The 14,820-nt window shown below is 36.9% G+C and carries 8 protein-coding genes; 1 reads left to right on the top strand and 7 read right to left on the bottom strand.

The genetic code is table 11. The features are described from left to right. Nucleotides 1–59: 59 nt before the first annotated feature. From ALGA_RS09720 to ALGA_RS09700, 5 genes are all read right to left on the bottom strand, one after another. Nucleotides 60–2,891, bottom strand: coding sequence for an alpha-mannosidase (locus ALGA_RS09720; RefSeq protein ID WP_096429127.1), 2,832 nt, complete (start codon nucleotides 2,889–2,891; stop codon nucleotides 60–62). Between the two features lie 60 nt (nucleotides 2,892–2,951). Then, complete coding sequence (locus tag ALGA_RS09715; protein ID WP_096429126.1) at nucleotides 2,952–4,607, bottom strand: alpha-amylase family glycosyl hydrolase; 1,656 nt, start codon at nucleotides 4,605–4,607, stop codon at nucleotides 2,952–2,954. Continuing rightward, nucleotides 4,594–5,940, bottom strand: a complete 1,347-nt coding sequence (locus ALGA_RS09710; protein ID WP_096429125.1) for a glycosyltransferase family 4 protein — start codon at nucleotides 5,938–5,940, stop codon at nucleotides 4,594–4,596. The genes ALGA_RS09715 and ALGA_RS09710 overlap by 14 nt, the downstream gene beginning before the upstream one ends. Continuing rightward, entirely contained in the window at nucleotides 5,940–7,583 is a 1,644-nt protein-coding gene (locus ALGA_RS09705; RefSeq protein ID WP_096429124.1) for a sodium:solute symporter family transporter, read from the bottom strand. The genes ALGA_RS09710 and ALGA_RS09705 overlap by 1 nt, the downstream gene beginning before the upstream one ends. A 178-nt stretch (nucleotides 7,584–7,761) precedes the next feature. Continuing rightward, a complete protein-coding gene (locus ALGA_RS09700) occupies nucleotides 7,762–10,389 on the bottom strand; it encodes a TonB-dependent receptor (protein ID WP_096429123.1) in 2,628 nt (875 codons plus the stop codon). Between the two features lie 154 nt (nucleotides 10,390–10,543). Between ALGA_RS09700 and ALGA_RS09695 the strand changes: the two genes are divergently transcribed. Beyond that, nucleotides 10,544–11,572: a LacI family DNA-binding transcriptional regulator gene (locus ALGA_RS09695; RefSeq protein ID WP_096429122.1), complete on the top strand. Its 1,029-nt coding sequence runs from the start codon at nucleotides 10,544–10,546 to the stop codon at nucleotides 11,570–11,572. A 20-nt stretch (nucleotides 11,573–11,592) separates the two neighbouring features. Here the strand turns inward: ALGA_RS09695 and ALGA_RS09690 are convergent, their stop codons facing one another. Together ALGA_RS09690 and cysS are read right to left on the bottom strand one after the other, a co-directional pair. Beyond that, a complete protein-coding gene (locus ALGA_RS09690) occupies nucleotides 11,593–12,720 on the bottom strand; it encodes a glutaminyl-peptide cyclotransferase (RefSeq protein WP_162845420.1) in 1,128 nt (375 codons plus the stop codon). Nucleotides 12,721–12,831: 111 nt separating this feature from the next. Then, nucleotides 12,832–14,304, bottom strand: a complete 1,473-nt coding sequence (gene cysS / locus ALGA_RS09685; RefSeq protein WP_096429120.1) for a cysteine--tRNA ligase — start codon at nucleotides 14,302–14,304, stop codon at nucleotides 12,832–12,834. Nucleotides 14,305–14,820: the final 516 nt, after the last annotated feature.

Genomic DNA, 14,820 nt, shown 5'->3' with positions numbered 1-14,820 from the left:
CTAACTATTCTAACTTAAAGTGTTCTTACTCAACAACAATTACCAATTCGTAATTGAATCTATTTCTGATCCGGATCTTTAAATTTTTTGATATAGTCATAAACCCGTCTCTGAACCCGAGCCTCGTTTAATCCATATCCCAGTTCCGTAATTCTCTTTTCGTTGAATCGGTGCTGCGCCAAAATTGCCGACAATTGAGCTTCTAAAGCAGTTCTTCTCCACATTGGAAGATGCGACCTGTCCTTTAATGCTTCCGCTCTGTTCAACTCAGATTGAATCTCTTCTTGACTTACATAGCTCGCGTACTCAAAATTCTCGAATTCTTCGCGTTTGCGGTCATATTCATAAACCAAATCGCAATCATCACTCACCTGATTATCTTCACGAACAATTTGCAATCTTAGCGTAAATATCTTCTTCGCTTCCAAATCAAAAGAGACAGCGTTTCCGGCTACTTTCAATGCAGTATTTTGCTCCTCTAACAGATTTGACAAACCAGCTTTTTCGATCTTAAATAAACTTGAAACCTCAACTTTACTTGCCGATTCACCTGAATTGTATCCTCGAATCACAACCGATTTCCCATCTTCACTTCGCTTCAAAGCTGTTATCTTAACCAGATTCGAGCTATCGGAAACTGAAAAGTATGAATTTTCGCTTGCCAATTCTCCTTCGTGCTTATCGGTAGTAAAACACACAATTTCGGTATTGTACAAATTCGATAACTGACAAACCTCCGCTTCCTCGGTATTTCCCTGATGTGGATATACTGCGTACTCAAATTCCATTTCCCGTAAACACTGAGCATCCGGAGTAAAAATCTCTGGACCTGCATCACCAATTCTTGAATTAATTTCTTTGGCAATCCATCCCACCGATCTGAACAAGGTTAATGCAATGGTATCTTTATTGATGATCTGATATTCCGGCAATCCTTTCGAGAATACCGCTAATCCATCCTTATCATCTGTTAAATCGACAAACTCGCGATTCAGGAAAATTGTATTTGGCTTGGCCTCACGAGCACCAACAATCACCTTTTTCACGTCTTCAGGAATCGATGATTCATCGTAATCCTCAATCGTAATTACTCTTTTCACCACATCGAACGGACTGCCTGCATTGGCAAATTCGGTTTGAACACCAGAAGCAAACAATACTCTCATGATGTGATCCTTCACCGTGTTTCGCAATGCAGTTTTGCATTTTACGATTGGCGAATCTACTTCGATTGTAATGTAGCTAACCACTGGTAAGTCGCGCATAACCGTACTTCTGGTGGTATGCTTATCGGTATCCGATTCAGGCAAATTCATCACCATATTTGTTCGTACCACAACTTTGCCAGCCGATTGCTCAACCACTACAATATTTGCCTTGCAATTTTCACTGCTAATTATAACATCCTTATCGGGATAAGAGTAGTTGTACTCATCACCCGTATCCGCACGATCGTCGATGATTCCCTGATTGGCAAACAATTTTCCTGATTTCTTATACAGAATATTAAACGAACCATTCGAATTAAAGGCTACTTCAATTAAATCGTTACTCACCTTTAATCCATCTACCACCAACTTACCATCGGGAATATCGGAACCTTCAACTATTTTATATCCCAAAGCTGGAATATTTTTCACGTAATAAGCGCCATTTTCAAATGTAATGTTCTCCGATCTTTCCTGAAATGATGGATTAAATATCAACTTCACTTCCTTATCCTTGCATTTCGAAGTATCAATCAAACTGCAAAGCTCTTTCAGTTTTTGCTCCGTTAATGATTGAGTCAGCTGATTCACAACTCGTGATCTGTTCTCCATATCGGTATGAACATCATCGATACTTACACCGCAAATACTATCGTGAGGATGATTCTTGAGTAAGGTTTTCCAAGCCTCTTTTATTTGCGTTTTTTCGTATTCGCCACCCAGTGCCCAAACCAAAGTTGACAATGGTTCAACACGTTTTTCGAGTGCTTTTTGTTGCTGGTCGTTTTGTAATTTTAGATACATACGTGCCGACATCACTCCTGGGAATACTGAAATAAAACGTCCGCTATACAAAGCTCCGTTTAATGTATTCAACTTCGGATTTTCGCTCATTACATCACGAATGTATTTTTCAGGATTACTTTGAATCACCCTGAATTTATCGGTATCCATTTTGCAATTAGAAATATAGGGCTGAATATCATCCGGCACCATTTCCTGATCGTATCCGTTCATTAAAAGTACATGGCTTGTTGTAGCAAAAGGGGTTAATTTTTCAATTTCATCGTGAACCCTAGCCTGCATAATATCGTTGAATTCTGCCAATCGCATTACATTTCGGTAACTGTCGAGCAGATACATGGACGGAATTGAAGTTCCATCCGGCGAACGCCATAAAAACTCTGACTGCACATCATTAGGATCCATTTCGACACCACGCCAAACGTACAAACCTTCCAGTTTACACTGATCATGAATTTGAGAAGTCTGAGAAATTTGTCCAAAATTATCAAGCATCCAACCCACTTTCATGGCTCCGCCTAAATCTTTAGCCGCCATTATTCCGTACATCAGATTACGTACCAAGGATTCATCGCTCAGCAATTGCCAATCGGGTTGTAGGTAGTAAGGCCCAATAAAAAGCCTGTTCTGCTTCACATACTTGCGGATTTTTCTTTTGTGCTCATTTACATTGTAATTGTGCTTATCCAACTCCTCGAAATAATCTTCAACCATGGCCATTTGACCATCTAAAACGAAAATATATTCTGGCTCCTTCTCGAACATTTTAAACAAATTGTCGAAAAAAGGTATTAACCATTCGTTTGTGTATTTACTGTTTAAATACCACTCTCTATCCCAATGCGTATGCGATATAATATGCGCTGTCTTCTTTTTCATATCCTTACAATTAATTCATTAAACCGAATTAAAACTTCTAAGCTGTTTACTAATCTATTACTATTTCAACCACCTAAACTCATAGGCTTTAAGAATGGTATTACTTTTATTTCCTGAAATCACATCCGTTCTTCCAGCTGTTACCTCTCCTGCATTTTTCTCTTCGCCGCTAAAATTGTGCAGACAATAAAGAGTATCATCACCCCATGTTCTCTCAATAATAAAAACGCCATCAACATTTGAAAAATTAGCTTTCCCCATTGGATTAAACGCTTTTTCTGCCGATCGTATCTTTAGCAATTTGCTATAACAATCAAATATTTTAGCACTCAGCGATTCCGAATCTTCGAGTCTTTCCTTTAGCTCGGAATAATACAGTTTTTGACGATTTATTCTTCTGTTAATTCCTGATTCAATGGCTCCCTTCACATCATTCCCCGAACCAAAAACAGAATGGTAATAAACCCCGGGAACTCCCGGCATACATAACATCGCCGATTGTGTGAGCATGAATCTCTGCATCCTTATCTCATCCGATTCCTTCGGATTTGTAAGAAGATCCATATAGTTACAATTCAGCTCATAAGGTGATTTTGAACCATCCGGATTTGATTTATAGGATACAAATCCTCCGTGTTCTTCAGCCTTTTGAGCCAAGTCATTTATTTCATCTCCCTCAATAATTCCCTGCAAAGGTCGAACACCAATTCCGTCGTGACTAGCTGTAAAATTGAAAAAGCATGTCTTTTCGGATGGCAACTGAAGCGAATTTGCCCACTTGGTCAACACATCAATATTTTCCTTGTGCAAACTGTAAGCAAGCAATGGTGGCAAAGAGAAATTGTAAACCATATGTGCTTCATTAAACCCATCACCGAAGTAGGAAATGTTCTCTGCATGCGGCACATTGGTTTCACTAATAATTACTGTTTGTGGAGCTACCAAATCGATGATTTTTCGATAGGTCTGAATAATACGATGCGTTTCTTCCAAATGAATACAATCCGTACCCAGCGTTTTCCACATAAAAGCAATCGCATCCAATCGAATTAATTTTGCCCCTTGCGAAATGTAAAAAAACAATACATCCAGCACTCTCAGAAAAACTTCCGGGTTCTTATAATTCAAATCAACCTGATCCTCAGAAAAGGTAGTCCATACAAAAGCATCTTTCCAATTCTTGTTGTACTTATGCAGTAATGGCAGTGTTCTTGGACGCACAACCTTATGCAATTCCGGATTGTTAGGATCTTCCTCAATAAAGAAATTCTCAAATTTTGGATTCTCTCTTAAATATCCCTGAAACCAATCAGATGACTTTGATATGTGATTAATCACGGCATCAAACATCAAATAAAATGATTGGGACAAATCTCCAACATCAATCCAATCTCCAAATTCAGGATTCACTTCTTTGTAGTCAACCACAGAAAAGCCATCGTCCGAAGTAAATGGGTAGAATGGAAGAATATGTACGCTGTTAATACTTCCTTTCAGATATTTTGAACATACCTTATTTAAAGTTTCTAATCCTTTTTCCTTCTCATCCTTAAAGCTATCCGCGTAAGCTATCAATACAATGTCGTCTTCCTTTAATTCAAAATTACCTTTGGGGATAACTTTCCGATAGTGATTGACGATTTTATCAATCTCAGAAAGAATTACCTCCTTACGATTCGGATATAGGAATTTTATATTTTCTTTAATTTCTTTCATCACCCAACACTTTACTCAACATTTCCTGTAAACTATTTACTGATAACTTCTCCGATGCAATCTTATAATTAAAATTGACCTTCGCATTTCGATAATCCGAATCCAGCAAATAAGGGATCGCCTCATCGGCTGCACTCTTCACTATTTCCTCATGAACCTTCACCCATCCATCCTGTAAAACATGTTTACTCCCAAGTGATATAACATTGAAGTTAAAACTCTCGATATCAGTCAAATAAACTGGATACTTATAAACTACAACTGGCAATTTTGCCACTATTGCTTCCAAAAACTGATTTCCCCAACCTTCCAAAATGCTTGGATAGGTAATCATGTCGGCAATTGAGTATGCATCCCACAATGAATAAATCTTATTTCCCGATTTAAACGATCTTTTGTGACTAATATTTTCGCTACTATCAAGAACATTAACTCCCTTTTGTTCGGCATATTCCATGAGCCTCTCATAGTAATCCGGGGATTCATTTTTCCCGGCAAACACTAAATAAATCTCACTATTTGATTCAAATTTATGCCCACTATAAAGTATTTTATTTACTAAATTCTCTTTCTGATTCCCTATTTCACTAACAAAATCGATTGCTAATTCAATAGCTTTCCGTTCAACAAGCCTGGTTGCCTGCATAAAAACCAAATCGCCAGGATTTACTCCTAAGACTTTTCTCAGGTCTTTATTGTATTCATCAGCAACGATTACCTCCTCCTGAAAATCAAATACATTTGGAACCACATCGGCTTCGACACCGTATCGGGCTTTCAATTCTCCTTTTGCAATATGATTGATGCAAACATGCGAGATTCTCTCGTGAACAGGAGGAAAATATTCTTTCAGTAAATCAGCTGCAAAATCCACTTTTGGATTTGAATACAAATCTCGCTCCCAATGAAAATCGTGATGATGACAAAGAGCTCGTACCCCGGTTTTTTGAATGGCTTTTGTAAAAGCAATTCCTGCCGAAAGTCCCCATCCAAGGGATAGTATATTGTTTGGAACAATCAGATCAATATTATTTTTCTCAATCAAATTAATTAGATCACGCTCAATGGAGTCGGCCAAACTGAAAATCTCTTTTTTGAGGTCTTTTTCAGAACAATAGGACACCAAATTTTTGTATACATTCTCAACAATCCTATTATTTATAGGATGTTGGTAATGCAAATCAGGAATAATTTCAGCCTCACAATTCCCAGCACTTCCGGCAATATAAATCACCTTGTGACCGAGCTGTTCAAGTGCTGCTTTCCACTTGTCCATCTCCAAAGAAACACCATCGGTTTCCCCAACTCTAAAATGACAGAGAGCAATATTCATTATCCGAAAATTTGAGGGATGTATAAACTAAAAATCACGATTGCAATGAAGAAGGCAACAAGTATATAAGTTTCCTTAATCAGGATGTCCTCTTTTGTTATCTTGAATGTAACATCAGGAACCTTGTTGTTTGGATCTGGAATTAACAGACTAACGGAATAAGCCAATCCCGTACACATTGCGAATCCGGTAAAGTTCAGCCAAATCCAAAATATTTCTACTCCTGGATCAAAACCAATTATCCCTTGCATTGTTTTAGAAAAAATCAAATTAACCAGAACTGATATAATGATCCCTACATTCATTCCGTACTTATTAACTTTCTTGGAATAAATAGCCAATAGAAAGGTTGCTAAAACCGGACCATAGAAAACAGAACCAATGGCATTAATAATCTCGATTACAGAACTTTGACTGCCACCTAATAGAAATGCACAAGCGATACACACCACACCCCAAAAGACAACTGCCATTTTCGAAATCATCATGTACTTTTTTCCTGTCAATTTAAATTTCCCTCTGTTAAAGAAATCTTCAACAGTTACTGCGGATAATGAATTAACGGTAGAACTTAATGAAGACATTGCTGCAGACAAAATTCCTACCATTAAAATACCAATCAGACCATGTGGTAAATATTTTACAATAAATACCGGCACCATTAAATCAGGCTTTATACCATAATTTGCATATTCCTCAGGAAAATATTTTTGAGTTACCATAGCAATTTCTTCTAAGAAATCAGGAGCAACAAGTATGAAAGCACCCAAGACTAATCCCATGGTACAGTACACTAAAACAACTGGTAATCGAAGCATTCCATTGGCAAAAAGTAAGGTTCTTACGGTTTTTTCATCTTTAGCCGATAACAATCTTTGCGCCTGAGTTTGATCACATCCGTAGTAAGAAACATACAGAAAGAAACCACCAATTAACATTGGCCAGATACCGTATTCATTTCCTTCACCAAAGCCAAAGTTGCTTTGAATCACAACAAGTCTCTCTGGATCAACACTTGAAAGTGAACCACCATGCTGTATCATTAAATCGTAACCATACACCAAACAAATAAGCAGACCTGCAAACAGAATAAGCATCTGAATGGCATCGCCCCACACAACAGCTTTCATTCCACCTTGCCACGAATAAATAATGGTAACTACACAAATCAAAGGAATTGTATAGATAAAGCCAATATCCAAAACGGCTTGTAAAATAATGGCTATTGTATAAACCATTACTCCTGTTCCCAGGGCTCTGCTGATTTGGAAAACAATACTCAAAATCATTCTAGTCGATGTATCGAATCGTCTTTCTACAAACTCATAAATACTAACAACACCTGAACGAAATAGAGGCGGAATTACCACAATCATGATAAAAAACATTGCCAATGGTACAGCAAACTCAAAAGAGAGCCATTTCATTCCACCACCCACTTTTAAGGCAACAAACGCTGGTGCAGATACAAAACTAATGGCCGATAACTGAGTAGCCATAGTCGATAAGCTTAAAGGAAACCATCCCAAACTTTTTCCACCCAAAAAGTAATCTGTAGAATTCTTATTCTCTTTAAAGAAATATCCCATTCCTAAAAAGCCAACAAAATAGAAGAATATAATTAAGTAGTCGAGCCAATTCATCAAATACAGGTTTTTCGTTTAAATATGGAATCGTATTATTTTTTTGCCTACTGTGTTACCAATTGACACTTGCAATAAAGGAAGAGGTTACCCTCTTCCTTTTATTTATTATTTCAGCATTTCAATTTCACCAAGTGCATTTATCTGCATTCAATATTAATTTCAAATGTCTTTTAAATTAGAAACTAAATGTTGTTCTGAAAAATATTCTTCTAGGAAGAATAGGACGGCCAACAAAGTATTCTCCTGCATCAGCTTGCGTAGCATCTCTAGGATTACCCTCTGTAATTCCATTATCATCAAACACGTTGAATACCGCTACTCCAAAACGTAATGTTTCACCATCATCACCTAAATCCATTGTGTAACCAGCATCAAATCTAAAGATGTTGATTGCATCCAGTTCCACTGTATTGGCTATATTGGCAAACTTTTTACCTGTATAGCTCCATGAGAAACCAGCATCGAATGCGTCATTGTCATACTCTAATGCGGAATAAGACATTATATTTGGTTGTCTTTCTAACTCGTTACCAACAATTTCTGGATTGGCTTCACTTTTATTATACTCATGCTCCTGGTAAGTAATACTACCATTAAAATTAAGGTTGTCAGCTAAGTCATATCTCCATGTTGCTTCAATACCAATAGCTTTTGTACTTAATGTAGTAACAGTTTCGATAGTAGTACCCGGATTGTTTGGATCATCTCTAAGGTCAACATTTCGTCTGTCGTTCAAATCAACATAGTAACCAGCAAAAGTTCCTCTAAATCTTTCAGAACCATATTTAATACCTAGTTCACCCTGATAAATCTCTTCAGTTTCGTAGGAACCAACAGTACCATCCGCCGCTATCTGAATTCCTCGGGGTTGAGGGAAGAAATAACCTTTGGTAACATTACCGTATAAGTTAATTTTATCGTTTAGCTCGTAGTTAGCTGCAATAACTCCAGCCCAGTCAGAATCTTTTCCTTTTCCTGTCAGGTAAGCGTTATTACCCCATTTCACTGTTTGAAGATTAGAAGAAAGACTGGCATCGCCATCCATCAAATAACTTGCATTTCCTTCGCGGGAAACCGTTGCTTCAATCGTTTCGAAACGTAAACCAACATCAATTCTCCAACGATCCATTTTCATTTCATCTGTGAAATAGATCGCTTTTTTGTTCGCTGTAATAAAGTTGTTTGCGTAAGCAGCACCCGGGTTATACAAGCCATTTTTACTCAAAATCATTTGATTTCCCCCATTCATATAACTAATATCCAGCAAATGAGGTTTTGAAGCAAATTCTGTAATATATGTAGTTTGAACATTCTGATCGTCAGCTTCAGTTCTTGATAAGAAAATACCTGCTGTAATATTGTGCTCAACTGAAACTCCTTCCAGTTTCTTAGTCACATTAATTTCTGTTGCCATATCCGTCATTGGACGATTACGATCTAATAAAGTATTTTCATAAACCAAATCACTTCCACTTAAAGTACTGGAAAGTCCTGTTTTAGTAGCCACAATATCAGTAGCCGCTGCATCCATACCGGTAACAAAATTATTCAATGAAATAGGATTATTCGATCCAGCAAGAAACAAGTTAAATTGGTGAGCATATCTTGCATAACGCATTTTAGCGTCCATTTTCAAATTATTGTCGAATTTGTGCTTGTAATTGGCCATAAAATATCCACCTTTTGTAACAACACCATCTTTAATTGGAGTTCTATACACTCCATCCGGAGTTTGGTAAGATAGGTTTTGAGCATGCATGGTTTGAACTGTTTTCACATCCTTACCATCGTTTCCTTTGGCATAATCACGAGAATTTCCATCCAAAGGAAGAGGTAAGAAAAACTGCACACGGTCATCAATAAACTGACCTGATACGATTAATTCACCATTATCGAATTCTTGCTTGATATTACCGCGCAACTGCATACCTTGAGTTGGAAGACCTGTATCCAAAGGCCCTTCATCGTAACGGTAGAATCCGCTTAATGCATAATAAGTTCTTGAATCTTCGCCACCTAATTTTCCTCCAGAAAAGAAATCCGCTCTTACTCTGCCTTTGTCAGCAACTTCCATTTGAATGATATTCTCAGGTTTATCGGTACCTGTTTTTGAAATGTAATTGATTACACCCGCAACAGAACCTGCACCGTAAAGAATCGCAGCACCACCACGAGGAAAATCAAGAGACTTAATTCCCATATCGTTTCGAACGTAAACATCATGAGCTGATGAATTCAATCCAAACGTACTTATAACCGGCATTCCATCGTACTCAAGAGGATTAAATACATACTGACCACCAGAGGGAAGACCACGAACAAATACATTGGTAGCTACTTCACCACCACCACCTTCTGCAGTAATACCAGGAACTGATCTTAAAATATCAGCCTGACTACTTGCAGCTTTTTGCTGAATTTCTTCAGCCTTCATAGAACTCATAGACATTGCTGATTGTTTTTGAGAACGTATGGTTCTTGTACTTGTAACCATGATCTCATCTAAACCAACACCTTCCGACAAGATAATTGTAACTTGTTCTGCAGAAGTTATTACGGTTTCTTTTGTTGTAAACCCTACAAAACTTGTAACCAAAGTTACGGGGAGAGACTCTACTTTCAGTTCAAATATTCCGTCCATATTGGTTACAGTACCATTGGTCGTATTTTGAACGATAACACTCACACCGGGAATTGTAGCTCCGGCAGCATCCTGAACTAATCCTGTTACGGTTGTTTGCGCCTGACTTGTAAATGCGAAACATGCTAAAACCAACAAGATTAAAACTCTAAATTTTTTCATATTATCAATGGTTTAGAAATTAGATTTGAAACAAAGTAATGCCATTAATAAACACTATGCAAACGTTGAAGTGTTACGTAAACGTTTACGGTTAATAACTTTTTATACCTATATTAGCATTTTAGAAAGAATACAAATAAGATACTGATTATCAATGAAAAAAACAACCTTAAAAGATATCGCCAAAGCGTTAAACACCACTATTGCAACTGTTTCAAGAGCGTTACATGATAATTCTGAGATTAGTTCGGAAATGAAAAATAGGGTGCGGGAAGTTGCTAAACTGTACAATTACAAGCCGAATTCAACTGCACTTTCCCTTAAATTTCAGAAATCTTACACCTTTGGAGTAATCTTTCCAACATTGGCTCATTATTACCTTACACAGATACTAAGCGGCCTTTTACAAGAGGCTACAAAAAATGGATATAAGCTAATTATCGCTGAGAGTAACTATGATCCTAAAAAGGAACTGAACCTAATACAGGAATTCTACGAACAAAATGTTGACGGGGTAATTATACTCCCCAGTAGGAAGCTTAATATGATGAAAGAAAAGCTGGAGCAACAAATTCGAGATGATATTCCTTTTCTAGTAATGGATAGAATTCTCTACCTGAAAAATAGAAAGCTTCCTTGTATTTCATCCAATGATTATGTTGGAACAAAAGAAGGAATTAACCATCTAATTAAGCAAGGCTATCAAAAAATTGCTCACATAAAAGGTGTCGACACTTCATCCATATCAAATATAAGGCATGAAACCTATCTTGAAATACTAACAAAAAACAAGATGGAGATGAGAGATGAATGGATTGTATCGTGTCAGATTTTCACAAGGGAAGAAGGGGAGGATTTAGCTAAACAGCTGATGTCATTAGAGAATAAACCCGATGCTATTTTTTGCATCAACGATCACATAGCTGTTGGTGTTATTAGAGGTTTGCTAAAGTTAGGTTACAAAATCCCTGAAGAAGTGGGCGTATTGGGATTCAGTAATTCTGATATTTCTGAAGTATGTACACCACAACTATCTACAATTCATCAGCCAGGAATAGAGATTGGAAAAAAGGGAATTAAGCTCATTTTATCAAATATCAATCAGAAGAAAGATATATCGAACGTAAATATTGTACTAAAAACGAGGTTAATACAACGTGAATCAACTTTAAAAACCAGCTAAAAAAAACCGCCGTCAGTCATCTATTTCTTAGCTATTTTAATCTCGAAAAGTTTAGGCCATCTTTTCCCCGTAACGAACAAACGATTATTAGTGGAATCCCAAGCGATACCATTCAATACCTCGTCTCCCTCTATCAGTATTTTCTTGTCGGCTAATTTTAAAATCTTACCTAAGTTTAAATTTCCTTCAACTCTTCCCGTTTCCGGATTTATAATTACAATACGATCGGTAAGCCACACATTAGCGTATATTTTCCCATTTATGTATTCCAATTCGTTCAGATTGGTAACCTTTCCTGAATTATCGTACACTTCAACCATTCTCTTCCTACTGTAGTTGTCCGCATCAAGAACGGTAAGTACATTGGTTCCATCCGAAATAATCAACTCATTATTAGCAGCAGTAACACCCCAGCCTTGATTATTGGTTGTGTTTGGCTCAAAAGTATCCTCCTGATCAAAAGTTAAGGGATCTACTACAAAGGCTTTTTTTGAATTCCAGGTCAACTGAATAATTTTTCCCTTGGAATAAGCAATCCCTTCCCCAAAATATTCCTGTTCTAAATTCTTAACCGAAATAGCCTCTCCATTTTCAAGTTTTACTTTTCGCAAAGTAGACTCTCCTCTTTGCCCCGTTCCCTCATAAAGGAATCCTTCATGATAAAATAAGCCTTGTGTGTATGAGCCCCTGTCATGAGGAAACTCATTAATTATTTCATATGAATATTCAGTAGGAGGCAAATTTGTTTTTAGATTCACAAAGGTAGAAACCACTCCAATTGTCCCATCCTCATGATAAGCCATCACCTTCAGGTTTTGTTTGCCCATATTTTCATCCATAGGAATCCACGTCACAATCCATGGCTCATCGGCAAGCTTTCCAATTAAAGTCTCATTAGCCCAAAACTGAACAGAATCAATGTCGGCCGCCCTATTTCTCGGAGTCATTTCTATTTCAACATCTCCCCCCATGGTAAATAAATCGCCACGATGCGGTTGTTTTAAGCGCAAACTATTAACAAATACTGTCGTTTTTTCCGTTTGCGTTTTCACAGATTTACTGGAAACCTTATTACTGTTTACGCTACTCCCGTTACAGGAAATAAGCAGAAAAGCTAAAACAAGTGACAAAAAGGAATGAAATTTCATTTTGGTAATTTTGGATAACAACATCAATATATTTTAAGCTAAAACTTTAGTACAAGTCCTAAATTTAGACAAAAAATAAAAAACTGCCCTGATAAGTCAGGACAGTTTATATTATTTTAAGATTTCCCACTCATGACCATCTTTGGTGTCTTTTACAACAATTCCCAAATTGGTTAGTTCATCTCGTATTTTATCGGCAGTAGCCCACTCCTTATTCTTTTTAGCCTCATCGCGGGTTGAAAGCAACAAACGAACCACTTTATCGAGAATTTCGTTATTCTCTCCTGTTTCGCCTTCATCTTTCAAGCCCAATACATCATACACCAAAGTGTGATACATATCCTTTAAACTTGCAAGATCAGAACCAGTAATTGTTTCTTTTCCAACAGCTAATGAATTAATCATCTTCACCCCATCAAACAAGTGAGCAATTAATATCGGTGTATTTAAATCATCATTTAATGCCTCGTAACACTTGGCTTTCAATTTCTCAACAGAATTGGAAGAAGAATCTGATGCTTGTATTTTATCTATCGTTGCAATAGCCGTCATTAAACGTTTAAAACCTTTTTCTGCAGCCTTTAGTGCATCATTCGAAAAATCCAACGGACTGCGGTAATGTGCCTGAAGAATGAAGAATCGAATTGTCATCGGACTATAAGCTTGTTCCAAAACATCATTATCGCCAGCGAAAAGTTGATCAAGAGTAATAAAATTACCCAATGATTTTCCCATTTTCTGTCCGTTAATCGTAATCATGTTATTATGCATCCAGTAGCGAACTGCTTCGTGACCATGAGCACCTGTCGATTGTGCAATTTCGCATTCGTGGTGAGGGAATTGCAAATCCAATCCACCCCCGTGGATATCAAATTCAGCACCCAAGTATTTTTGACTCATAGCTGAACACTCAAGGTGCCATCCTGGAAAACCATCGCTCCATTTTGATGGCCATCGCATGATATGCTCAGGATTCGCTTTTTTCCAAAGTGCGAAATCGAAACTATTTTTCTTTTCGCTTTGTCCTTCCAAATCACGGGTGTTGGAAATTAGATCTTCAATTTTTCTGCCCGAAAGCTTGCCGTAATCATACTTTTTGCTGTAAGTTTCTACATCAAAATAAACAGAACCATTGCTTTCGTAAGCAAAACCATTCTCGAACAATTTATCGATTACTTCCATCTGCTCGATGATATGACCTGAAGCACGAGGTTCGATACTCGGTTTCAAAACATTAAGATCATCCATGTTTTTATGGTAACGATCCGTAAAATACTGAACCACTTCCATTGGCTCTAACTCTTCCAAACGAGCCTTTTGAGCAATTTTATCTTCTCCTTCATCAGCGTCATTCACAAGATGTCCAACATCTGTAATGTTGCGCACATAACGCACTTTATAACCTGAATGCTTTAAAAAACGGAATAATATATCAAAAGTAATTGCTGGACGGGAATGCCCTAAATGCGCATCACCATAAACCGTTGGACCACAAACATACAATCCAACATGGGGAGCACTAATGGGTACAAACAATTCTTTTTTACGACTTAGTGTATTATAAATGAACAACTTATTTTCCATAACTGTAATATAATCGAAATTCTATTGGGAGTGTAAAATTATAAAAAATTATTGCTCTCCATAAACTATATTGCGAATAACTTTCAAATTCTGATAGATAGCCTCAATTTCCTCACTATTTACAAGTTTTAAAAGCGAATGCAACACAATTAATACTATTGCTTCAAGTCAAAAATCTGAGAAATCATCATCATTATTAGAATAATTTACTCATAATCTCTTCTTTTTATTGTCTATTTAGATTCCTTCACTATCTTTGTGACATAAAATATTCTATCCAATATCCTTATTTGCGATTACCGTCATCAGCAATATTAGTAGAATACATTCACCTTCCTCTTTTGAATGTATAGGAAAATCAACAAAGGAAACAACAACAAAATTAACTGGAAATTGATCTGATTTGGATAAAATAGACAGAGAACATAGACAGATAAGGAAATCTTAAGAATGTATTAGTGATTGTAACATTCAAAATACATTTTTTATTCTTAATTTAATCTATGAACTCATACA

Source organism: Labilibaculum antarcticum, assembly GCF_002356295.1.
Classification (GTDB): Bacteria; Bacteroidota; Bacteroidia; order Bacteroidales; family Marinifilaceae; genus Labilibaculum; species Labilibaculum antarcticum.
The sequence above is the reverse complement of the archived record's forward strand: the minus strand, read 5'-3'. Positions and strand labels throughout refer to the sequence as shown.